The following is a 21,446-nucleotide window of genomic DNA, read 5'->3' on the forward strand; positions in this document are numbered from 1 at the left end:
GGCACCATGAGCAAGCCTAAAAACGTGCACGGCACGGGTCTGTTATTGGGTTCGACCGGTGTGCTGCTGCGCGGCCCCTCCGGCGCGGGCAAGTCGGTTCTGGCGCTGTCGCTGCTCGATCGCTGGGAAGGGCGCGGCCTGCCGGCTTTCCTTGTTTCCGATGATCGGGTGGAACTGGTGCAGACCGGGCGCGAGCTTAGCATGCGCGCCCCTGACACCCTGGCGGGGCTGATCGAGCTGCGCGGGCGGGGCATCGTCAAGCGGCCGCACAAGAGCCTGGTGACGCTGCACCTGGTCGTCGACCTCGTGCCCGATTTTGTCCGCATGCTCGAAGAAGACGCCATGGTCACCGAGATATCAGGCGTCCGGGTGGCCCGCGCACCGGTACCGGCGGCCGACGCGGTCAGCCTGGGCCACCAGATGCTGCTCATCATCGAAGCCATGGCCGCGCTGGGCGGCGAGCCGGTTCCGTGACAAAAAACTACTTGAATCGCTGCCCATCCGGGCCGAAACTGGCCCATGCTCGTCCTTCTTGGCCGGGTTCGAGTCTATATCGTCACCTGTCTGGCGGCGATGTGGGCAGGGGGCAGGAATTACTGGAATGCCGTCGTGCGCGCTGCTCAGTTGGTGCGGCCCGGCAGGCTGGGGACGTTGCATGATTGGTCTGGTTCTGGTGACGCATGGCGCGCTTGCCAATGAGTTCAAGTCGGCTCTCGAACACGTTGTGGGGCCACAGGACCACTGCGAAACCATCGCCATCGGACCCGATGACAATATGGAAAACCGTCGCAACGATATCCTGGCTGCCGTCGACAAGGCCGATGATGGCGACGGCGTCATCATCCTGACCGACATGTTCGGCGGCACGCCGTCCAATCTTGCCATTTCGGTGATGCAGAACCGGCAGGTGGAGGTGATCGCGGGCGTCAACCTGCCCATGCTGGTCAAGCTCGGCCGCGTACGGGGCGACATGGCGATCCGGGAGGCCGTGAATCTGGCCCAGGAAGCGGGCCGGAAATATATCACCGTCGCCAATTCCATCCTGGGAGCGGGCTAGCATGGCGCCAGCAGGCGTGGATCAGGCCAAGCAAGGGGCATGTTGATGGACGGCGCTGCCGGCGGGGGCCGGGCCGTTGCGCAGCAGCTGACCATCGTCAACCGCAAGGGGCTGCATGCCCGAGCCTCGGCCCGCTTCGTGCGCACCGCGGAATGTTTCGACGCCTCCGTCAACGTCATCAAGGACGGCACTTCGGTCAATGGCAACTCGATCATGGGCCTGATGATGCTGGGCGCCGGCCCGGGCTCGACCATCCTGGTGCAAGCATCAGGCAAGCAGGCGCGCGAGGCGCTGGAAGCCATTGTCGAGCTGGTCAATAACGGGTTCGACGAGGATAGTGACGGTGTCGCGGGGTGAGCGACGCCATTGCGCTGGTGGCCCCCGATCCCGGTTGGCCAGCGGCCTACGCCCTGGCGCGCGATGAAATCCTGAGCCTCCTGCCCGCGCCGCCGCTCCTCATCGAACATATCGGCTCGACCGCCGTGCCGGGACTGATGTCCAAGCCGGTCATCGACATCATCGTTCTCATCGCCGATATGGCGCCGGTGCAGGATGCCATCCCCCTGCTGGAGCGGATAGGCTATGAGCTGCGCCCCGATGTTTCCAGCCCGGTGCGGCTGTTCCTGCGACGCATTGGCGCCGATGGTGTGCGCACCCATCACCTGCATATCCATACTGACCGGGACGACGTGCAGCGGCACCTGCTGTTTCGCGACCAGCTGCGCGCCGACGCCGCGACCCGGCGGGACTATGAGGCGCTCAAGCAGGACCTCGCCCGCCGCCATGCCGGCGATCGCGAAGCCTATGCCAAGGGCAAGGATGCCTTCATCGACGCGGTGGTGCAGGCGGCCGGCGGCCCGGAACGCCGACCATTCTGGAAGGCGTGATATCTGGCGTTCGGTATCGGGAAGGAAATGCCTGCCTGTCGGGTGAGACGGTACTGGACCTTTGGGGGCGGTTGCGGAACGCTCCGCCATCTCCCACATTGTCTCGGCGAGCGGAGGACGCGCATGCGACGGATGATTGCCGGTATCGGTGGGCTGGCCTTGGCCATCGTGCTCAGCCAGTTTCCCGAATATGCCCAGCAATATACCCAGCGCCTGGGTGGGGCGGTGGATGAGCTGCGCGTCATTACCGAGGATTTCGACCGCGCGGCCCTGGCCGGCGGGCTGGACCGGACGGCGGCGCTGGCGCGCTACAACGCCTCCAATGACGATTTTCTCGCTGGTCGCGGCATGTCGATGACCGCGACGTTCGAGCGCTACGACCAGCTCAGCACCACGCTTGCCCGCATCGAGGACGCCGGCCCGATCGAACGCTTCCAGTCGCTTCCCGCCTATCTCGATAGCGATATCGGGCAACGGACGCTGGAAAACTACCAGCCGGCCGTGCCCGTCACCATGGAAGGCATCCTCTATGCCGGTGGTGGCTTCATCCTCGGCTATCTGGTGCTATCGGGCCTCTGGCGCTTCGCCAGCCTGCCGTTCCGGCGCCGGCGCTATGCCGCCTATCGGTAAGTAGATATAAACATTTCTTTATGTCCCGTGTTGATCCGGATCGCGGCCTTGCGTATAGCTGGGGCAACGATCCCCATTCACGTTGCCGGAGCCTTCCATGAGCACCCAATCGACCGATTACGCGGTCAAGGACATCTCCCTCGCCGCCTATGGCCGCAAGGAAATCCAGATCGCCGAGATCGAAATGCCCGGCCTGATGGCGATCCGCGAGGAATTCGCCGCGGCCCAGCCGCTCAAGGGCGCCCGCATCGCCGGCTCGCTGCACATGACCATCCAGACCGCGGTGCTGATCGAGACGCTGGTGGCGCTGGGCGCAGAAGTGCGCTGGGTCAGCTGCAACATCTTCTCGACCCAGGACCATGCCGCCGCCGCCATCGCCGCTGCCGGCATCCCGGTCTTCGCTCATAAGGGCGAGACGCTGGAAGAATACTGGGACTTCACCGACCGCATGATGGACTGGGGTAATGGCCTCACCCCCAACATGATCCTCGACGATGGCGGCGACGCCACCATGTATATCCTCAACGGCGCCAAGGCCGAGAAGGACGTCGCCTCGCTCGGCAAGCCCGGCAATGAGGAAGAGGAAATCTTCCACGCCACCATCAAGCGTCGGCTGGCCAAGACGCCGGGCTTCTTCACCCGCATCAAGGACGCCATTCGCGGCGTGTCGGAAGAGACCACCACGGGTGTGATGCGGCTCTATCAGCTGCATGCCAGGGGCGAGCTGCCCTTCCCGGCCATCAACGTCAATGACTCGGTGACCAAGTCCAAGTTCGACAACAAGTATGGCACCCGTGAATCGCTGGTCGATGCGATCCGCCGTGGTACCGACGTGATGCTGGCCGGCAAGGTCGCCGTGGTCTGCGGCTATGGCGATGTGGGCAAGGGCTCGGCGGAATCGCTGCGCGGCGCTGGCGCCCGCGTGCTGGTGACCGAAGTCGACCCGATCTGCGCCCTGCAGGCTGCCATGGAAGGCTTCGAGGTCGTGACGCTGGAAGACGCCGCGCCGCGCGCCGACATCGTGGTCACCGCCACCGGCAATCGCGATGTGCTGACGCTCGACGACATGCGCAATCTCAAGGACATGGCCATCGTCTGCAATATCGGCCACTTCGATAACGAGATCCAGGTTGCGGCTTTGCGCAACTTCAAGTGGACCAATGTGAAGCCGCAGGTCGACCTGGTCGAGAAGCCCGATGGCAAGCGCCTGATCCTGCTGTCGGAAGGCCGCCTGGTAAACCTGGGCAATGCCACCGGTCACCCCAGCTTCGTCATGTCGGCCTCGTTCTCCAACCAGACTCTGGCGCAGATCGAACTCTGGACCAATGGCGACAAGCTCGAGAAGAAGGTGCATGTGCTGCCCAAGCATCTCGACGAAAAGGTCGCCGAACTGCACCTTGCCAAGCTGGGCGCCAAGCTGACCAAGCTCACCAAGGAGCAGGCCGACTATATCGGCGTGAGCCAGACCGGGCCGTTCAAGTCGGGCGAATACCGCTACTAAGCGCCGGTTCTGAGTTTTGCATATCGTGCCCGCGACCTTGGTCGCGGGCATTGTCGTTTCCGGCCGGGCCGTTCAGTGCGCCTCGTCCCAGTTGTGCGCCGCATGTGCGTCGACCTGGATCGGCACCGTGAGCCGCACCGCCGGTTCGGCCGCGCCTTCCATGACGCGCTTGATGACGGGGATGGCGTCGTTCTCGGTGCCCGCAGGGACCTCGAAGATCAGTTCGTCATGCACCTGCAGCAGCATGTCGGCCTCGATGCCGGCCTTCTCCAGTTCGGGCTCCATGCGGATCATGGCGCGGCGGATGATGTCGGCGGCGCTGCCCTGGATGGGGGCGTTGATAGAGGCGCGTTCGACAAAGCTCCGCTCGGCGGCGTGGCTGGAATTGGCATTGGGGAAATTGATCTTGCGGCCGAAGATGGTCATCACATAGCCATCGGCCTTCACCCGCCGGCGCTGCTCGTCCATATAGTCCTTGATCCCCGGGAAGCGCTCGAAATAGGTCTTGATATAGTCGCCGGCGACACCGCGTTCGATGCCGAGCTGGTTGGCCAGACCAAAGGCCGAAATGCCGTAGATGATGCCGAAATTGATCGCCTTGGCCCGGCGGCGCACGTCTGATGGCATGCCCTCGACCGGCACGCCGAACATTTCGGACGCCGTCATGGCGTGAATGTCGAGGCCCTCCTCGAAGGCATCCTTGAGCGCCCCGATATCGGCGATATGGGCCAGGACGCGCAGCTCGATCTGGGAATAATCGGCCGAGATCAGCACCTTGCCCGGCGCGGCGACGAAGGCAGTGCGGATCTTGCGGCCGTCCTCGGTGCGGACCGGGATGTTCTGCAGGTTCGGATCGTTCGAGCTGAGGCGGCCGGTCAGCACGGAATGCTGGCTATAGGTGGTATGCACCCGGCCGGTGCGCTGGTTCATATATTCGGGCAGGGCATTGGTATAGGTGCCCATCAGCTTGGTGAGCTGGCGCCAGTCGACGATGGTGCGGGCCAGCGGAATGCCCTTGAGGGCGAGGTCTTCCAGCACATCCGCGCCGGTGGACCAGGCGCCGGTCTTGGTCTTGGTGCCGCCTTCCAGGCCCATGCGATCGAACAGGATTTCGCCCAGCTGCTTGGGCGAGCCGAGGTTGAAATTGGAGCCGGCCAGCTCATAGGCCTGTGCTTCTAGGGCCGCAGCACGCTGGGAGAAATCCCCCGACAATCTGGCCAGAATCTGCCGGTCGACGGAAATGCCGCGGCCTTCCATCCTGGCGAGCACGGGCGCCAAAGGCCGCTCGATGGTTTCGTAGAGCGTGGTCATGCCCTCGGCGGCAAGGCGCGGCTTGAGGATGCGCCAGAGGCGCAGGGTCATGTCGCTGTCCTCGGCTGCATAGCGGGCGGCGGCCTCGATCTCGACCTGGGCGAAGGTCTTCTGCCCCTTGCCCGAACCGATCAGGTCCTTGATCGACTGGCCGGGCACCCCCAGCCAGTGATCGGCCAATTCGCTCATGGTGTTGAATTGCGGGCCATCGAGCGAATAGCTCAGCAGCAGCGTGTCATCGAGGGAATTGACCTGGACGTCGTAGCGGGCGAGCAGGCCGAGGTCGTATTTGGCGTTGTGGAAGATCTTGAGGATCGAGCGGTCGGCAAACAGCGGCCGCAACATCTCCAGCGCCTGGCGGGTATCCATCTGGCCCTCGGCGCGGCCGCCGCCGAACATGTCGCCTTCGCCATGGGTATGGCCGAGCGGCAGATAGGCGCCATTGCCCGGCTGGGTGGCGAAGCTGAGACCGACCAGATCGGCGGTCTGGTTGTCGAGGCCGGTCGATTCAGCGTCGGTGGCGACGAGGCCCTCGGCATAGGCCATGTCGATCCAGCGCTGCAGGTGCTCGGCATCGCGGATGATCTCGTAGCGCTCGGGTGTCCACGGAATGGCCTTGGTCGCCTCGTGCATGGCGGCGGCATGCAGCACCACGGGCGAGCCGGCGCGGCCCTCGGCCTCCTGGCGGGCCGCACGGGCTTCGGCCCGGGCCTCGTTGTTGAAGCCGACAGGCGAAGCGGGCACGGCGGCGATGGCCGGATCGGCCTCCCAGGCGTCGGGATCGGCGCCGATCAGGCCCGCCAGGCGCTTGGTGATGGTGGCGAATTCCATCGCCTTGAGGAAGGGGAACAACTTTGATGGTTCGACCGGCTGGCGGGCGAGGGCGGAGAGTTCGAGCGCGACGGGCACCTTCTGCTCCAGCGTCACCAGCCGCTTGGAAATGCGGGCCAGCTCGGCATTGGCGATGAGCTTTTCGCGGCGGGCATTCTGCTTGATCTCATGGGCGCGTTCGAGCAGCGTTTCGAGATCGCCATAGGTGTTGATCAGCTCCGCCGCTGTCTTGACGCCGATGCCGGGCACGCCGGGGACATTGTCGACGCTGTCGCCGCACAGCGCCTGCACGTCGATGACCTTGTCGGGGGTGACGCCGAACTTGTTGACCACTTCCTCGACCCCGATCCAGCGCAGCGGCGGCTGGCCGGGGCGCGGAATGGTGTCGAGCAGGCGGATCGAGCCATCGGGTTCGACCAACTGCATCAAATCCTTGTCGGAGGACACGATGGTCACCTTGCCACCGGCGGCGCGCGCCTGGCAGGCATAGGTGGCGATGATATCGTCGGCCTCCCAGCCCTCCATCTCGATGGATTCGATATTGTAGGCCCGGGTTGCCGCGCGGGTCAGCGGAAATTGCGGCACCAGTTCAGGCGGCGCCGGCGGCCGCTGGGCCTTGTATTCGGCATAGAAATCATCGCGAAACGTCTTGCCGGAATGGTCGAAGATGACGGCCATATGCGTCGGCTCGTCCTCGCCTTTCAGATCCTCCATCAGCTTCCACAGCATGTTGCAGAAGCCCTGCACGCAGCCGACGGGCAGGCCATCCGACTTGCGGTTGAGCGGGGGCAAAGCGTGAAAGGCGCGGAAAATGTAACCCGAGCCGTCGACGAGCAGCAAATGCATGAAACCGAATCCATTGGGCGCGAAGCGGAACTTTAGGGGAGTTTTGCCGCGCTCAAAAGACCTTGGGGGCAGGAACCGGGGCACAAGTCGCGACGTTTCCAGAATTCGGGCGGAAGGCCCCATCCTTTTGATTATCGATAGAAAGCGTCATGTTCGACATTGCAGTAGAGCCCAAGGCCAGGCTCGGCGTCCCCGGCCTGGACAATATCCTGGTAGGTGGTCTGGCCCGCGGTCACCTCTATCTGCTTGAGGGCAGCCCCGGCACGGGCAAGACCACGATCGCGCTGCAATTCCTGCTCGAAGGCCATCAGCGCGGCGAGAAGGGTCTCTATGTGACGCTGTCGGAAACCGAAGCCGAGTTGCGCCTCACCGCCAATTCGCATGGCTGGGAAATCGACGCCAAGTTCGACGTCTTCGAACTGGCGCCGCCCGAAAGCCTGCTCGACAGCGAACAGCAGCAGAGCCTGCTTTATTCGTCCGATCTGGAGCTGGGCGAGGCCACCAAGGCGATCTTCGAGGCGGTGGAGCGGATCAAACCCGACCGGCTCGTGCTCGACAGCCTGTCCGAAATCCGGCTGCTGGCGCAGAGCTCCCTCCGCTATCGCCGGCAAATCCTGCTGCTCAAGCACTACTTCGCCCGCAACGGGGCGACCGTGCTGCTGCTCGACGACCTGACCAGCGACGCCAATGACAAGACCGTGCATTCAGTCGCCCATGGCGTGGTCCGCCTCGAAGAGCTGGCGCCGACCTATGGCGCCGAGCGCCGGCGGCTGCGGGTCATCAAGTATCGCGGCCAGGCCTATCGCGGCGGCTTCCACGATTTCACCATCAAGCATGGTGGCGTGGCGGTGTTTCCGCGGCTGATCGCCAATGAACATCGAACCCACTATGACCGCTCCGCGCTGACCAGCAATATCAGCCAGCTCGATGCCCTGCTGGGCGGCGGGCTGGAGCGAGGGTCGAGCGCGCTGGTGCTGGGCCCCGCGGGTTCGGGCAAATCGCTGCTGACCCTGCATTTTGCCCGGGCCGCCGTGGAACGCGGGGAAAAGGCCGCCTTGTTCATCTTCGACGAGGAACTGGGCCTGCTGTTCACCCGGGCCAAGGCCATGGGCATCGACCTGGCGGCGCTGCAGGACAGTGGAAACCTGCTTATCGAGCAGGTGGATGCGGCCGAGCTGTCGCCGGGCGAATTTGCCCACCGCGTTCGGCAGCGGGTCGATGCCGCCCAGGCAAAGACCGTGGTGATCGACAGTCTCAACGGCTACCAGGCCGCCATGCCGGAAGAGCAGGCGCTGCTGCTGCACATGCATGAATTGCTGCAATATCTCAACCGGCAGGGTGCGACGACCTTCGTCACGGTCGCCCAGCACGGTCTGGTCGGCCAAATGAAATCGCCGGTCGACATCACCTATCTGGCCGACAGCGTCATCCTGCTGCGCTATTTCGAGGCGGCCGGCCGCGTGCGGCGCGCCATTTCGGTGATCAAGAAGCGCTCGGGTTCGCACGAGGACACGATCCGCGAATACCGCATCGGTCGAACCGGTATTTCCATCGGCGAGCCGCTGGAAGATTTCCAGGGTGTATTGCGCGGCGTGCCCACCTATACTGGCTCCCATAATCCACTGCTGGAATCGGAAGCAGACGGGCGGTTTGGTCCGTCCAATGGGGACAACCGGGTGTGATCAGTTCTGAACGCGCACTGATCCTGGCCCCGGCTGGGCGCGATGGCATGGTCGCCGCCACCCTGCTGCGCAATGCGGGCCGGATGGCCGAGCCGCGAGACGGCGTCGGCAGCCTGTTGTCCGGCCTGGATGAGGGGGCGGGGCTTGCCATCATTGCCACCGAGGCCCTGCAATATGCCGACCTGACCCCGCTCAGGCGCTGGATCGATGAGCAGGCCCCGTGGTCCGATTTCCCGTTTGTCATTCTCAGCCAGCGCTCGGTCGCCCCCGACCAGTCCTCGCTGATCACCCAATTGCAGGCCATGCTCGGCAATGTCATCGTGCTGGAGCGCCCCTTCCATCCATCGGCACTGCTCAATGTGGTGGACAATGCGCTGCGCGGCCGGCGCCGCCAATATCAGGCCCGCCGCTATCTTGAGGAGATGCGCGAGGCCGAACAGCGGCTGCAGACGGCCCTGCTCGCCGGGCGCATGGGCACTTGGGAACTCGACGTGGTCGAGATGGTCCTGACCGGGTCTGACCAGTTCAAGGCCTGTTTCGGCCGTCGCTCCGACCAGCCGCTGACCTTCGCGGACATGATCGAGGCGGTAAGGCTATCCGACCAGACCCGCGTACAGCGCGCCTTCGACGACGCCATCGAAGGCGCCGACCTGGTGCTCGAATTCCGCGTCCACTGGCCCAATGGCAGCGAACACTGGATCGACGCGCGGGCCCGCGTCCTGACGGACCGCTTTGGCCGCCCGCAGGCGCTGGTCGGCGTCATCTCGGACATTACCGCCCGCAAGGCCGCCGAGGCCGAGCGCGAAAAGCTGCTCGAGGCGGTGGCCGCCGAGCGCGAGCGCACGCAGCAGGCCCTGCGCGGCGAACGCGCCTTGTCCGGCCTGTTGCTGACCAGCGTTCCCGCCGGCATCGTTGCCTATGACACCGAATTGCGCGTCACCATCTGGAACCCGGTGATGGAGCGCATCTTCGGCCTGCCGGCGCCGGCCGTGCTGGGCCGCTCGCTGGCCCGGGTGATCGGCGATGGTCAGAAGGAAGGTATCGAGCAGCGCCTGCGCGATGCGCTCGACGGCATTTCCGGCCCGATCGAAGAGATCGAGCTGACAACGCTCGCCAGCGGCCAGGTTGTGCTGGAAAGCCAGCACGCGCCGCTGCGTGGCGGCGATGGCCAGATCGTGGGCGGCGCCGCCTTCTTCCGCGAGATGACCGAACGCCGCCGGGCCGAGGAACAGCTGCGCCAGGCCCAGAAGATGGAAACCATCGGCCAGCTGACCGGCGGCGTGGCGCATGATTTCAACAACCTGCTCGCCGCCATCCAGGGCAATCTCGAACTGCTGCGCAAGCGCCTGCCCGACGACCCGCAGATCCAGCGCTTCATCGATGGCGCCCTGCAGGGCGCGCAGCGCGGCGCCTCGCTGACCTCCCGCCTGCTCGCCTTTGCCCGCCGGCAGGACCTCAAGCCCGAGGCCACCGATCTCAGCCAGCTGCTTGACGGCATGCGGGGCCTGATGGAGCGCTCGCTCGGGCCGTTGATCGCCATCGACCTCAGCGTCGAACCCGGCTTGCCCCCGGCCCGCGTCGACGCCAACCAGCTCGAGCTGGCCATTCTCAACCTGGCGGTCAATGCACGCGACGCCATGCCAGAGGGCGGGCGCCTGTCGATCGATCTGCGCCAGCTCGACGGCGGCCAGAGCGGGCTGGGACTGTCAGGGGCCTATCTCCGCCTTGCCGTTCAGGACACTGGCGTCGGCATGGATGACAAGACGCTCAAGAGCGCAATTGAGCCATTTTTCTCGACTAAGGAGCTCGGCAAGGGGACGGGCCTCGGCCTCTCCATGGTGCATGGGCTGGCGGTCCAGCTGGGCGGCGCCTTGCAGCTTAAAAGTCGGGTGGGCGAGGGAACGACGGCCGAGCTGTGGCTGCCCGTCGCCGTATCGCCGATCAAGGAGGTTCCTGACATGCCCCTCGAACAGACGCTGGCACCGCCTCCGTCCTCGGTTATCCTGGTGGTCGACGACGACGCCCTGATCAATATGAGCACTGTCGACATGGTGCAGGACCTTGGCCACACCGTGCTCGAGGCCTATTCGGGCAAGGAAGCCCTGCAGATCCTGGGGAGCCAGCGCGTCGATGCGCTGATCACCGATTATGCCATGCCCGGCATGACTGGTGTCGAATTGGCCAATCGCGCCCGCGAGCTGCATCCGGGCCTGCCGATCCTCCTGGCGACCGGCTATGCCGACCTGCCCAGCGGCACGACCACCGACCTGCCGCGCTTGGCAAAACCCTATCAGCAGACCGAATTGGCGACGCAGATTTCGCGTCTGTTGACCGGCCGCGGCGCAGTGCAGGCCTAGACGGCGCCCTTCTAGCGCAGGCCCGCCACGTCCAGCAGGCCCGCCCGCTTGGCATCGTAGTAGAAGCCGCGCGCATAAAAGCGCACTGCCTGATCGGGATTGCCCTTGGCGGTGACATAGGCCCCCGCCAGATAGCGCACGGCATAGCGCAGGTTGGTTTCAGCATCGAGCAGGCCTGATGGCGAGCCGCGATAGCCCATGCCGGTGGCGGTGGCGTGGCTGATCTGCATGAGGCCGTAATAGGGGCCGTTGCGCGCGGCGGCATTGTAGCCGCTCTCCCGCACGATGACGCGACGAACCAGCGATTCCGGCACGTTGTACTGCTGCGCATAATGGGCGATCAGCCCGTCATAGGCACTGCCGGAATAGGCGAGGGCCGCGGGGGCAGCGGGGACCGCCGCCGCGTCGGGCACATGGCCGGCCGGGGTAGCCGTGGGGGCAGCGAAAGAGGCAAGGGCCGCGGTGGCCGGGCCCGGCGCGGGCTTGAACGAACTCATCGAGCAACCCGAAACCAGCAGCGCCAGCAGCGTCGCCGCGCCAATCAGTCCTACGCCATTGCCAAGGTTCGCTTTTGCCATGCCCTCATCCTAGCGGATTCAACGATATGGCGCGATAGGGGGCAATCGCGGCAACCTGATGGCAATTTGTGGGCATCGCCTGTGCAAGGATGCGATTGTACATTGCCTTTGCCTCTCGTCTCCGTATTCACTTTTCGTTAAGGGCCGGAAAGACGGCCGGGGGACCTGCCGATGAGCAAGCGCAACACCTTGGGCGCGCGGCTGCGCTATGCCTTTGATACATCCATGTCGGCCGGGCCGATTGCGCTGATCGGCTGGCTCGCCGTGCTGTCGCTCATCGTCATCGTGGTCGCGGGCGCAGTGATCGCGCTGCTGCGCGTCACCCCCGATGGCGGGGAAGCGCTGGGCTTCGTCGAGGCCATGTGGGCCTCCCTGATGCGCACGCTCGATGCTGGCACCATGGGCGGCGACACCGGCTGGGTGTTCCGCATCGTCATGCTGGCGGTGACCATCGGCGGCATCTTCATCGTCTCGACGCTGATCGGCGTGCTCTCCTCGGGCATCGAGGGCAAGCTCGACCAGTTGCGCAAGGGCCGCAGCCAGGTGCTGGAGGAGGATCACACCATCATCCTCAACTGGAGTCCCTCCATCTTCGACATCGTCTCCGAGCTGGTCGTGGCCAACAAGAGTCGCCGCAAGCCGCGCATCGTCATCATGGCCGAGCGCGACAAGGTGGAGATGGAAGACGAAATCGCCGCCAAGGTGCCTGACCTGGGCAATACCCGCGTCATCTGCCGCAGCGGCGCGCCGACCGATCTCTACGACCTCGGTCTTGTCTCCCCGCAGCAGGCCCGTTCCATCATCGTGCTGTCGCCAGAAGGCGCCGACGATGCCGACAGCCAGGTGATCAAGACCATCCTGGCGCTGGTCAACGATCCGCGCCGTCGCGAGGCGCCCTATCGCATCGCCGCCGAAATCCGCGACGCCGCAAATGCCGAAGTCGCCCGAGTGGTCGGCGGCAGGGAGGCGCAGCTCGTGCTGGCCGATGACCTGATCGCCCGCATCGTCGCCCATTCCAGCCGCCAGGCGGGGCTTTCGGCGGTCTATTCCGAACTGCTCGATTTCGATGGCTGCGAGATCTATACGATCGCCCAGCCGGGCCTGACGGGCAACAGCTTCGGCGACGCGCTGATGGCCTATGAGGCCTCGACGCTGATTGGCCTGGTGACCCCGGACGGGCAGGTGAGCCTCAATCCACCCATGCAGACGCCCATTCCCGAAGGCGCCCGCGCCATCATCATCGCCGAGGACGACGCGGCCATCGCCATCTCGACCGCCTCCATTACCATCGACACATCGGTGATCCGTCCGGACGGTATCCGGCCCGAGGCGCCCGAGCGGGTGCTGCTGCTGGGTTGGAACCGGCGCGCGCCCGTCATTATCTATGAACTCAGCCGCTATGTGGCACCCGGTTCGGCGCTCACCATCGCCGCCGATACGCCGGATCTCGATGCCGTCGTGGCGGGCCTTTCCGTCGCCAGCGCCAACCTGGCGGTCGAATATGGCCGCATCGATACCACCAGCCGGACGGCCCTGGAGGCGCTCGACATTCCCGCCTACGACCATGTGCTGGTGCTGGGCTATTCCGATCTCCTGGCGCCGCAACCCACCGATACCAGCACACTGGTGACCCTGCTGCATCTGCGCAAGATCGCCGACGCCGCCGGTATCCATATCAATGTGGTTTCGGAAATGGTGGACGTGCGCAATCGCGAACTGGCCGAGGTGACCCGCGCCGACGATTTCGTGGTCAGCAACAAGCTGGTCAGCCTGATGCTGGCGCAGGCCTCCGAGAACGACATGCTGGGTGCCATCTTCGACGACCTGCTCGACGAGGAGGGCTCGGAAATCTACATGCGGCCCATCGAGGCCTATGTGACGCCGGGAACGCCGGTCAATTTCTACACCATCACCGAGGCAGCGCGGCAGCGCGGCGAGGTGGCCATCGGCTACCACTGCCCGCGCCCGGGCGCCAAGGCCAACGGCATTGTCGTCAACCCGGGCAAGGCCGCCGCCATGCAATACCAGCCGGGCGACCGGCTGATCGTGCTGGCGCGGGACTAGGCATCCGGCAACCACCGGCTTCCGGTCACGACAGCAAAAACGCCCGTTGCGCGGATCGCCCGCTTTGGTTAGGTTGCGCCCTGTTCAGCCGGGGCCGCGCCCCGCGTGACGGATGCACCCGTAGCTCAGCTGGATAGAGCGCTGCCCTCCGAAGGCAGAGGTCACAGATTCGAATTCTGTCGGGTGCGCCAATCCTTTCAAAGACTTAGCTTCGCCCCTCGGAACTGAGGTGATCGCAAACTCACGAAATCCTCACGACGAGGCGTTGTCACGTTATTTCTTGAACACCACGTCCCATTCGTTGGGTTCCCCGGCCTCGACTGGCGTGTCTGCAAAGTCGGCGATGATCCGGCCCGAGCGATCGATTGTGATCCGCCGCACTGTCATGCCGGCGGCCTTGGCGCCCTTCAGGAGCTTGGTAATATCGGCCTGGGTGAATGGTGCAGCCTTGGTCATAACCTTCTGCCTCGCCTCTTGTGACCGTTTGTGATTCCAGCACCGTCCGCTATCGTACCGCTGCGCCATGCGACATGGATGCGACATGGGGATCGAGATTGACCGACCAAGAACAGCCAAGCCCGCCGCCGCCTCCATCCGAGTGGCAGAAGCAATGGTGGCGAGAGGCCGAACGCGAGCACGATCGGCAGGATGCCCAAGCTGAAAACCACAAGGGGCAGCTAGAGGCCTTTGCGCTGCAGGGCATTCGAACCCTGGGTTTGACATCCGCTGGCGGCGTTGCCGCAGTTCTGGGCTTCTACAGCGCGAATTACGCTCGCCTCTCCGAAACACCCTATGCTTTGAGCTCGGTGAATAAGCTCCTGGGCATGCTGTTCCTTGCGATGCTTGCCACGCTTCTAACCTGTCTGTTTGGCTACTTTAGCCAGGTATTTTTCGCAGCGGCGGTGCACTCCAGAGTGCGACACTGGGATCACCCCTACATCAAAGCTGGTCCAAAGACTGAGCGCTATATCTTATATGGCAACATCACCAGAACGCTTGCAATCGTCGCGTCACTGTTCGCTGCCATTTGCTTGCTGATGGCAGGGTTGGACTTCCTAGTAATCGTACGCTAGGCCGCCCGGCTCAGCGCCCGTCGACAAATCCGCCTCAGTGGAGGGCATGACATCATGCAGCAAGTTGCTGCTACCACCGCGCCGGACATCTGGCCAATTCTTTGGCCGGTCATCATCGGCGGACTGCTCGCGACGCTGCCATCTGTAGTGGGGCAACTGCTCACGCATTTGCTTGCCCAGTCGTCGGAAAAGAAAGCTCGACGCAGAGACCGCTTCCAGAAAATTGGTGAAGGTCTCTCATCTCTGGAAGTGTGGCTAAACAATCGACGCAGCGAACTCGCTTTTGCGGGGCCAGCAGTCGCCGAGCCCGACCCTCTGCCATCCATAATGACACTTGCGATGATGGACTTTCCGGAGCTTCTACCGGCGCTGGATCTCCTCGAGGAGAAGGCCAGGGACTACACAAGATGGCAGATCGCTGCGGCGAGCAAGCGATTGAAAGGAGACTTTGCGACCATTAATGATGGTTTCGATGATGCCTTTCGCCCATTTTGGGGGCAGTTCCTAGCGGTGCAGAAGGAACTGAGGGCTATAGCCGCGGGCCGGGAGTTCAGTTAGCTCGGCGAACCTACAGCCCCAGCCGTCGCTCCACCTTGTGCCTCATGGCCATTGTGGCGTTGATCTGGGTATTGATCGCCAGGAAGTCGGGAATGCTGGTGCCGCCGATGCCGCCGGCCGTCACCCTGCCGAGAAGCACCTCCAGTTTGGCCAGACGGCCCTCGATCGCGATCAGGTCGCAGATGAGAGGTGTTTGACCCTCGTTTGCGGTGACTTTTGCTGCCGAAATACGCTTGAGTACCGCCCGAAACTTGCCCTTTTCGTACCTGTCGAGATGCGCAGGCGCCCGGATTTCCGCGGGTTTCTGATCCATAGGGGCTGTCCTTTCAATGAAATTGAGGGTCGATTTCCCACCAGAGGAAAAAATCTGCACGTGAGGGCACCGTGGGTCCGAGGGGGCGCGGCCTGGCGAACATTCACATGCCCCCCCACAGCGGATCTCCTATACCCCCGCGTGAATAATCTTGTTGAGGATGAATGTCGGTTGGATGTTGTTGTGGGCGCCGCCGCCGCCGTCGTTCTGCAGTTGCCCGCCACCGGAGGCTGCCGTCAGGGCGGTGAATGATCCCCCCGAAGCTGCAGCATCAGTTCCGGCGGTGGTGGTGAGTGGATCGGGCAACTGTGCCGCGGTCAAAGTGTGGGTCTCGGAGCCGCCGGCATCACCAAGGACGTCACCGTCGAGCCGATCAGAGGCGTCTGTGAGCCGATTGGCGCTCGTCCCACCCATATTGTCCTTGCCGGCGACAACCCGGCCGCGAAGGTCTGGCAGGTTGAAGGTGGTGGAGCCGTCGCCGACCCCGTATGTCGTGCTAACTACCGCGAACAGGGCCGAATAGGTGGCGCGGCTTACCGCCTGGCCATAGCAAAACAGCCATCCAGTCGGGGCTGTGGTGCCGGCGTAATCGATCACCGCACCAATCGGTGAGCCGGCGCCATCAGCCCCATCTGCACCGTCGGCCCCATCTACGCCGTCCTCTCCCTTGTCCCCCTTGGGCACGAAGAAAGCCATTAGCTCGTCATCATCAGCGAAAGTACCCGAACCGCCGACATAGGCCAGCGTCAGCTTGCGATAGCCCGTGCCGTCGACAACCGAGCCAGTGACCTGGAATGAATGAAAGTCCGAAGGCTCGCCAATTGAACGCAACCAGAGTGTGCCCTTGGTCAGGGACGTGCTGTCGTCCCATGTGTCGAGTTCTGTCGATACCGTCGCGCCATTGGCATCGAGGTTATCGATATAGGCCGCCGTGGCACTGCCGATGGTGGCATTGTTCAGCCGCAGGTATCCCGAGCCCGGATCGGCATCCGACACGCTGTCGCTGAACCGGTAGAACAGCCCCCGGCCATTAGCTTGCACGACTGTGAGGTCGGCCAGCAGATCGCGCAGCCTGGCCGAGCTCGTGGTCGTGTCGGAATGGGGGATGATCTCGTAGGCATCGCCCGTCAGGCTGGCGCCCGGCCATGCATTGATGGCCAGCGCCTCATTGTCGGTAGGATCGGCAGTGACACGCGCCATCAGGCCTGATGCGGGATCCATGAACATATCGTTCTGGCGCACCTTGCCGACCCAGGCGGTGCCGACGCCGGTCACGGTGGTGCCGCCATTGGCGACCGTGACTGTTCCGACGTTGTAGGGGGTTGGGGTGGCCATCTATTCAGCCTCCCCCAACCACCAGGCCAGATTCTCATCCAGTTGCTGCCGCTCCCCTTCGGAAGCCGGCCAACCGCCATCCAGCCGCCGCTTTGTGGCCTCAAGCATGGGAACGACTACCTCTGCGAACTCGGCGCGGCGCTCGGCCATCGCTGGGGAGAGCTTTATAGGCTCGGCTGGTTTCGTCATGGCGTTACCTTTCATGACACATCACCCCCTTCGGGGGTGGGGTGAACTTTTGTGTTTGGGTTTGGTCTCAGTGCGAACGCAAGGGCAGCACCGGTGTGGATCCGAGGCGCCGGCAAGATATGACCAGCCCCAGGGCCTGAAATTGTGCGGCACGGGCCGCCTCTTTCGAAGCCGGGCCATCGCAAACCCTCCCGTGCCGCCTCTTTCCCCTCACAGGGTTCTCTTCTAGCTCGCGGCGACCTTGAGCAGCTTGACCGCATCGTCATTGGCCAGGCCGCCGCCAATCCGGCGGTAGGCGTAGAACAAGACGTTCGGCTTGCTGGTGAAGGGGTCGCGCAGGAACTTGATGCCGGCCTTGTCGACGATGATGTAGGCCATGGTGAAGTTGCCGAAGGCGATCGGGTATTCGCCGGCGCCAATATCCGGGAAATCCTCATTGATCTCCACCCGGTAGCCCAGCAGGTTCGGCGCCGCTCCGTCGGTCATTGCATCCCGCCAGAGATAGTTGCCCATCCCATCCTTGAACTTGTCGACCACCGATGCGGTGTTAGAGTTCATCTGCCAGACCGCGCCGTTGCGGTAAGGAGCGCGAAGGGTCCACATCAGGGTGCGGAGCACGTCGGCGGGGTTGGATGCCGGGAAGTTCGATGCGTTGCCGGTCGGGACATACTGGATCTTGCCGGCCGCACGGGTGAAGTCATCATCAGTCACCGTGTCGTACGTCAGCAGCCCGCGCGGCTTTCCCTTGAGCCCATCGCCAGTGATGAATGCCGTTCCCTCAGAGCGACCGAACTTGTCGGTGATCTTGCCATCCACCCAGGCGCCGACGTCGCGGTTTGCGTCATCAAGCAGACGTTGGGTGACGCGCTGCAGGGCGTAGATTTCGCCGACAGGAATCCGCCACTTGTCGAGCTCGGCGGTATCGGTCTCGGGGCGGCCTTCGGATTCCCCTACCCACTCCGCGCCGATTTCGTCGCGATCGTCGATCTCCTCGAACGCATCACCCGTGGTGATCGTTTCGATACGCGATATGCGCCGCATCGGGGACTGGTCGTAGAGGCGGGTGGTCATCTGGTCGGACATGACCGGCATCACCAGATACCCGCCGTCCGGGTCGCTGCCAACGCTGTTGGTTTTCAGTTCGGCATCATCACCAGTGCGAACAAACTTGCCCAGGGCCTTGTGCTCGGGAGTGGCGTCGCCGCCGCCGCCCTTGTGACCGCCGCCTCGGTTGATGCGGGCCTCGAGGGCCTCTCGTTCCTTGCGCTCGGTGTCGAGGCTGGTGTCAACGTGCTTGCGGAAGGCGGCAATTGCATCGCCCTGCTGACTGATGAGGCCGGCGATTTCTTCGGGGTCCATGTCGGGTGTTCTCCAGTGATTTGTTTTCCCGACCCCCAAACTATGCGCGCTTTTTCCCCGCGTCCTCGGAGTTAATTGGTTTCGTCCGAAGTTTCTTTCGCAGCCGGTCCCGCGTCGCTGGGATCTGATGCGACGGGGCGAACAGCTTGGCCGCCATGACGCAAGCACGGTGACTGCTCGACGCCACACCAGAGGTCAGCAGGGCACTGGCATAGGCCAACGCCGCGCCATCATCGACCTGGTTCCGACCCGGCCGGCCGCCACACAGTATGGCCGCTGCAGACCGCCAGCGCCCGTCATTGGTCAGATCGGACATGGCCTCGCAGTATTGCGCGAGCGCCAGCCGCATAGCCTCTGAGGGTTTGTCGAACCGGGTGGGCGGCATGGGTTCAATTCGCCCTTGGCGGCCACTGGCCGTTGTCGTTGTCGCCTGGCACCTCGGCGCGCATCTGCTCGGTGATCTCCTCGAGCACCGCTGCGCACTCGGCGAGCGTCATGGCGTTATTGGTCATCATGGCGACCGTCACGCCTTTGACGGCCCCCTCTACGAGCATTTCGATCGTGAGGCCCCGCGCCGCGAACTGCGGTAGGAGCCCGGCAACGGACTCGGCGATGATGCGGACCAGGTTGTCGTGGCGTTCGTCTTGTTCGGTCAATGACATTGCATCCCCTTTAGGGGATGACGATCATCCCCCCCTTCTGAATTTGTTCTCAGTGCGAACGCTGGATGGTCACCGGTGGCAATCCGAGGTCGGTCCAGCTTTGGACATACCCCCCGCATCATGCTGCACCTGCCATCGCCTTGGCGGCGTCCAGTTCGGCCTGTGTGGCGGTCACGGTGCCACGAGTGCCAAAGATGATCTCCCTGCCCCTGACCTTGGCCAGGAACGGCACGAGCGGGTCGCCCTCTCGCACTACCGGCAGGGTGGCGGTTTCGGACTTCGCTGGCGCTTCCCGCAGCTTGGCGACGAGCTGGTAGCGCTCGATGTGCGGTGCATCCCGGCCTTGGCCTCGAATGCCGGCACATGTTGCCCCAGCCTCGGCGCCGCATTGCTGGCACTGCACGGCCAGCGCATCATCCCGGCTGATCCCCATGGCGGCATAGTCCCGGATGTTGCGGGACATTCCAGCCAGGTCAAACGCATGCTCATGGCCCTTAGGGCCTTTAGGGGATTCTTTCTGGTTCTGGGTAGCATCCGGTTCGCATATGCGTTCGGCATGCGATCGCAATGCGGTCGCATGAGTGGCGCCCTTGTTTTCATTGGGCTTTTTGTCCCACCGCGCTTTGGCGCTCCGGCTTGCGGAATTTGCTTTCTGAAATGTGTTTTTCAGTTCCGCCTCGACCCATTCCGCCGACAGCAGGCCGTCGGTTTCGGTCACCTTCCCCTCATCGATTAGAGCGGTCAGAACCTTGCGAAACGACGCTGGTGCCATTCCGCATAGCCTCGCCAATCGCGCGTCATCACGCGGGAGCCGATCGCCCCGGTCGAATATGAGGCAGACCAGCGTCAGCAAAACGCCCCTCTCGACCGGCGACAGGTTGCCGATGCGCGACAGCCAGTCGGTTGGAAAGAAGCGGTACCACCGCGGGGAACTGGTCATGGGCGCCCCTGCATATGGGCTGGGCAGCGCCACCGCACGTCGAGAGGCGCTGCAGGGTCATCGTGGACTGCCTCGACGCCTTCCACCGCCTGGCAGACCTCGCAGGGCAGTTTCTCCAGCCTGCCATCGCGCAAGGCGACTGCAACGGCCTGTATGGCGCGGGCGCGGTCCAGGTCGCGTGGGCGTCTATCGTTGATTGGCGGCAGCAGGGTGCGCCACCGCCGGCGGCGAGCATGGCTACTCCTCATGCTGCAGGCCCTCCAGATAGACGGCGACGGCTGCCATGTGCCGTTCCCGGCATTCACCGTGCCAGCGGGCCAACGCCAGCCGCACCAGCGCTATATGCGAGCGGATCCACCTCATGGCCTGGCCTCCCGCGCGCCAGTGTTTGGGACAGGGCCGGAAAGGCGAGCTTCTGCCCACCTGTCCAGTTCGGTGCGATCGTAGAGCGGTATCCGGCCGCAATAGCGCATGGCCGGGCCGCCGCCGACGCTGGCGAGCTTTGCCAGGGTGGCTTTGGCGACCGTGAGGCCGTGGCGCTCCAGCAGGTAGTCGGGCACCTCGGCACGTCGCAGGCGGGGCTTGCTAAGCTGCATGGTCATTTGCGCAGCCCTCCCTATCGTCACCGATCCAGAACCAGCGCCCTGCGGCGTCTGTCGCTATGCTGGGGTCAAGGCTTGGCTCGGTGGTGCCATCGTCTTCGTCGTCACAGTCGCCGTCGATCTCGTCGAGCAGGGTGATGGCGTCTTCGATCATCGCCTCGAGGCGCGCGCGAAGGGTCATCATGAAACCCTCCGCACGATGGTTGGCAGGTAGCGTTCCGGGCAGAAGAAGTCCGAAGGTTCGTGCGCCCCCTTGAAGCCGGTGGAGACGCGGAACCAGCGTTCCCCGTTGTTGTCGTCATAGCGGGGCTCGCGGGTCAGCCAATAGACCGGGCGCCTGCTTCCGTTCTCGACCTCATAGCGGCCATCACCAGACCACAGGACCGGCTTTGGCTTCACTCGCGGAATCGGAATGTCCCCGTGGCCGACCATGATCCAGTCATCCACATCGTCATAGATGGCCTCGTAGGCGGCTTTGAACTCGGCGATAGCCTGGTCCAATCGCTCACGTGGCGTCAGGATCGGCCCAGCCTCGCCAGGCTGGATTGCCGCGATTGCTGGGACTGCGAGGGCCGCCGAAGCCGTTGCGGTGCCGAGGCCGGCCAGAAGGGCGCGGCGGGACATTGCGCCAATGGGCAAGCCGGTGCTATTCTCATGGTTGAGCATTTGAC

Annotated in this window: 23 protein-coding genes, 1 tRNA gene and 1 pseudogene; 12 read left to right on the forward strand and 13 right to left on the reverse strand. The window is 64.0% G+C overall.

The window, feature by feature from the left end:
• Positions 1-6 precede the first annotated feature (6 nt).
• The 6 genes from IH615_RS15490 (at position 7) to ahcY (ending at position 4,075) form a co-directional block, all read left to right on the forward strand.
• Positions 7-474, forward strand: coding sequence for a serine/threonine protein kinase (locus IH615_RS15490; protein WP_291363120.1), 468 nt, complete (start codon positions 7-9; stop codon positions 472-474).
• A 181-nt stretch (positions 475-655) separates the two neighbouring features.
• Positions 656-1,057, forward strand: coding sequence for a PTS sugar transporter subunit IIA (locus tag IH615_RS15495; protein ID WP_291363122.1), 402 nt, complete (start codon positions 656-658; stop codon positions 1,055-1,057).
• A 45-nt stretch (positions 1,058-1,102) separates the two neighbouring features.
• Positions 1,103-1,414 carry an HPr family phosphocarrier protein gene (locus tag IH615_RS15500; protein ID WP_291363124.1) on the forward strand — a complete coding sequence of 104 codons (312 nt, stop codon included), beginning with the start codon at positions 1,103-1,105 and terminating at the stop codon, positions 1,412-1,414.
• Complete coding sequence (locus IH615_RS15505) at positions 1,411-1,944, forward strand: GrpB family protein (protein WP_291363126.1); 534 nt, start codon at positions 1,411-1,413, stop codon at positions 1,942-1,944. Before IH615_RS15500 ends, IH615_RS15505 begins: the two co-directional genes overlap by 4 nt.
• A gap of 123 nt (positions 1,945-2,067) precedes the next feature.
• Entirely contained in the window at positions 2,068-2,574 is a 507-nt protein-coding gene (locus tag IH615_RS15510) for a DUF2937 family protein (RefSeq protein WP_291363128.1), read from the forward strand.
• 97 nt (positions 2,575-2,671) lie between these two features.
• A complete protein-coding gene (gene ahcY / locus IH615_RS15515) occupies positions 2,672-4,075 on the forward strand; it encodes an adenosylhomocysteinase (RefSeq protein WP_291363130.1) in 1,404 nt (467 codons plus the stop codon).
• 72 nt (positions 4,076-4,147) lie between these two features.
• On the opposite strand, the gene polA is transcribed toward ahcY, so the two are convergent.
• On the reverse strand, positions 4,148-7,063 hold the full coding sequence (polA, locus tag IH615_RS15520; protein ID WP_291363132.1) for a DNA polymerase I: 2,916 nt from the start codon (positions 7,061-7,063) through the stop codon (positions 4,148-4,150).
• A gap of 149 nt (positions 7,064-7,212) precedes the next feature.
• Here polA and IH615_RS15525 point away from each other — a divergent pair, with 149 nt between their 5' ends.
• Together IH615_RS15525 and IH615_RS15530 are read left to right on the forward strand one after the other, a co-directional pair.
• Positions 7,213-8,745 (forward strand): ATPase domain-containing protein, encoded by a 1,533-nt coding sequence (locus tag IH615_RS15525; protein WP_291363134.1) that lies wholly within the window; start codon positions 7,213-7,215, stop codon positions 8,743-8,745.
• A complete protein-coding gene (locus tag IH615_RS15530; RefSeq protein ID WP_291363136.1) occupies positions 8,742-11,102 on the forward strand; it encodes a PAS domain-containing protein in 2,361 nt (786 codons plus the stop codon). The genes IH615_RS15525 and IH615_RS15530 overlap by 4 nt, the downstream gene beginning before the upstream one ends.
• Positions 11,103-11,113: 11 nt before the next feature.
• Here IH615_RS15530 and IH615_RS15535 read toward each other — a convergent pair.
• Positions 11,114-11,452: pseudogene (locus IH615_RS15535) on the reverse strand (transglycosylase SLT domain-containing protein); the annotation flags it as partial.
• 399 nt (positions 11,453-11,851) lie between these two features.
• On the opposite strand from IH615_RS15535, the gene IH615_RS15540 reads away from it, so the two are divergent.
• Together IH615_RS15540 and IH615_RS15545 are read left to right on the forward strand one after the other, a co-directional pair.
• Positions 11,852-13,744, forward strand: coding sequence for a hypothetical protein (locus IH615_RS15540; protein ID WP_291363138.1), 1,893 nt, complete (start codon positions 11,852-11,854; stop codon positions 13,742-13,744).
• A 114-nt stretch (positions 13,745-13,858) separates the two neighbouring features.
• Positions 13,859-13,935: transfer RNA gene (locus tag IH615_RS15545), tRNA-Arg, on the forward strand.
• Between the two features lie 82 nt (positions 13,936-14,017).
• Here IH615_RS15545 and IH615_RS15550 read toward each other — a convergent pair.
• Positions 14,018-14,200 carry a hypothetical protein gene (locus IH615_RS15550; protein ID WP_291363140.1) on the reverse strand — a complete coding sequence of 61 codons (183 nt, stop codon included), beginning with the start codon at positions 14,198-14,200 and terminating at the stop codon, positions 14,018-14,020.
• Between the two features lie 98 nt (positions 14,201-14,298).
• On the opposite strand from IH615_RS15550, the gene IH615_RS15555 reads away from it, so the two are divergent.
• Complete coding sequence (locus IH615_RS15555; RefSeq protein WP_291363142.1) at positions 14,299-14,817, forward strand: hypothetical protein; 519 nt, start codon at positions 14,299-14,301, stop codon at positions 14,815-14,817.
• A gap of 54 nt (positions 14,818-14,871) precedes the next feature.
• The gene (locus IH615_RS15560) at positions 14,872-15,375 is read left to right on the forward strand and encodes a hypothetical protein (protein WP_291363144.1); all 504 of its coding nucleotides are present in this window, start codon (positions 14,872-14,874) and stop codon (positions 15,373-15,375) included.
• Positions 15,376-15,385: 10 nt separating this feature from the next.
• On the opposite strand, the gene IH615_RS15565 is transcribed toward IH615_RS15560, so the two are convergent.
• The 10 genes from IH615_RS15565 to IH615_RS15610 form a co-directional block, all read right to left on the reverse strand.
• A complete protein-coding gene (locus IH615_RS15565; protein ID WP_291363146.1) occupies positions 15,386-15,748 on the reverse strand; it encodes a hypothetical protein in 363 nt (120 codons plus the stop codon).
• Between the two features lie 69 nt (positions 15,749-15,817).
• Positions 15,818-17,023, reverse strand: a complete 1,206-nt coding sequence (locus IH615_RS15570; protein ID WP_291363148.1) for a tail fiber protein — start codon at positions 17,021-17,023, stop codon at positions 15,818-15,820.
• Entirely contained in the window at positions 17,024-17,227 is a 204-nt protein-coding gene (locus tag IH615_RS15575; RefSeq protein WP_291363150.1) for a hypothetical protein, read from the reverse strand.
• 210 nt (positions 17,228-17,437) lie between these two features.
• Positions 17,438-18,571 (reverse strand): phage major capsid protein, encoded by a 1,134-nt coding sequence (locus tag IH615_RS15580; RefSeq protein WP_291363152.1) that lies wholly within the window; start codon positions 18,569-18,571, stop codon positions 17,438-17,440.
• Positions 18,572-18,960: 389 nt separating this feature from the next.
• Positions 18,961-19,233, reverse strand: a complete 273-nt coding sequence (locus tag IH615_RS15585) for a hypothetical protein (protein WP_291363154.1) — start codon at positions 19,231-19,233, stop codon at positions 18,961-18,963.
• A gap of 118 nt (positions 19,234-19,351) precedes the next feature.
• Positions 19,352-20,173 carry a DUF1376 domain-containing protein gene (locus IH615_RS15590; RefSeq protein WP_291363155.1) on the reverse strand — a complete coding sequence of 274 codons (822 nt, stop codon included), beginning with the start codon at positions 20,171-20,173 and terminating at the stop codon, positions 19,352-19,354.
• A gap of 237 nt (positions 20,174-20,410) precedes the next feature.
• Positions 20,411-20,536, reverse strand: coding sequence for a hypothetical protein (locus tag IH615_RS15595; protein WP_291363157.1), 126 nt, complete (start codon positions 20,534-20,536; stop codon positions 20,411-20,413).
• Positions 20,533-20,775 carry a hypothetical protein gene (locus tag IH615_RS15600; RefSeq protein ID WP_291363159.1) on the reverse strand — a complete coding sequence of 81 codons (243 nt, stop codon included), beginning with the start codon at positions 20,773-20,775 and terminating at the stop codon, positions 20,533-20,535. The genes IH615_RS15595 and IH615_RS15600 overlap by 4 nt, the downstream gene beginning before the upstream one ends.
• Entirely contained in the window at positions 20,759-20,959 is a 201-nt protein-coding gene (locus IH615_RS15605; protein ID WP_291363161.1) for a hypothetical protein, read from the reverse strand. Before IH615_RS15605 ends, IH615_RS15600 begins: the two co-directional genes overlap by 17 nt.
• A complete protein-coding gene (locus IH615_RS15610; RefSeq protein WP_291363163.1) occupies positions 20,956-21,441 on the reverse strand; it encodes a hypothetical protein in 486 nt (161 codons plus the stop codon). The genes IH615_RS15605 and IH615_RS15610 overlap by 4 nt, the downstream gene beginning before the upstream one ends.
• Positions 21,442-21,446 lie beyond the last annotated feature (5 nt).

The sequence above is a fragment of the Devosia sp. genome (genome assembly GCF_014860165.1).
Classification (GTDB): domain Bacteria; phylum Pseudomonadota; class Alphaproteobacteria; order Rhizobiales; family Devosiaceae; genus Devosia.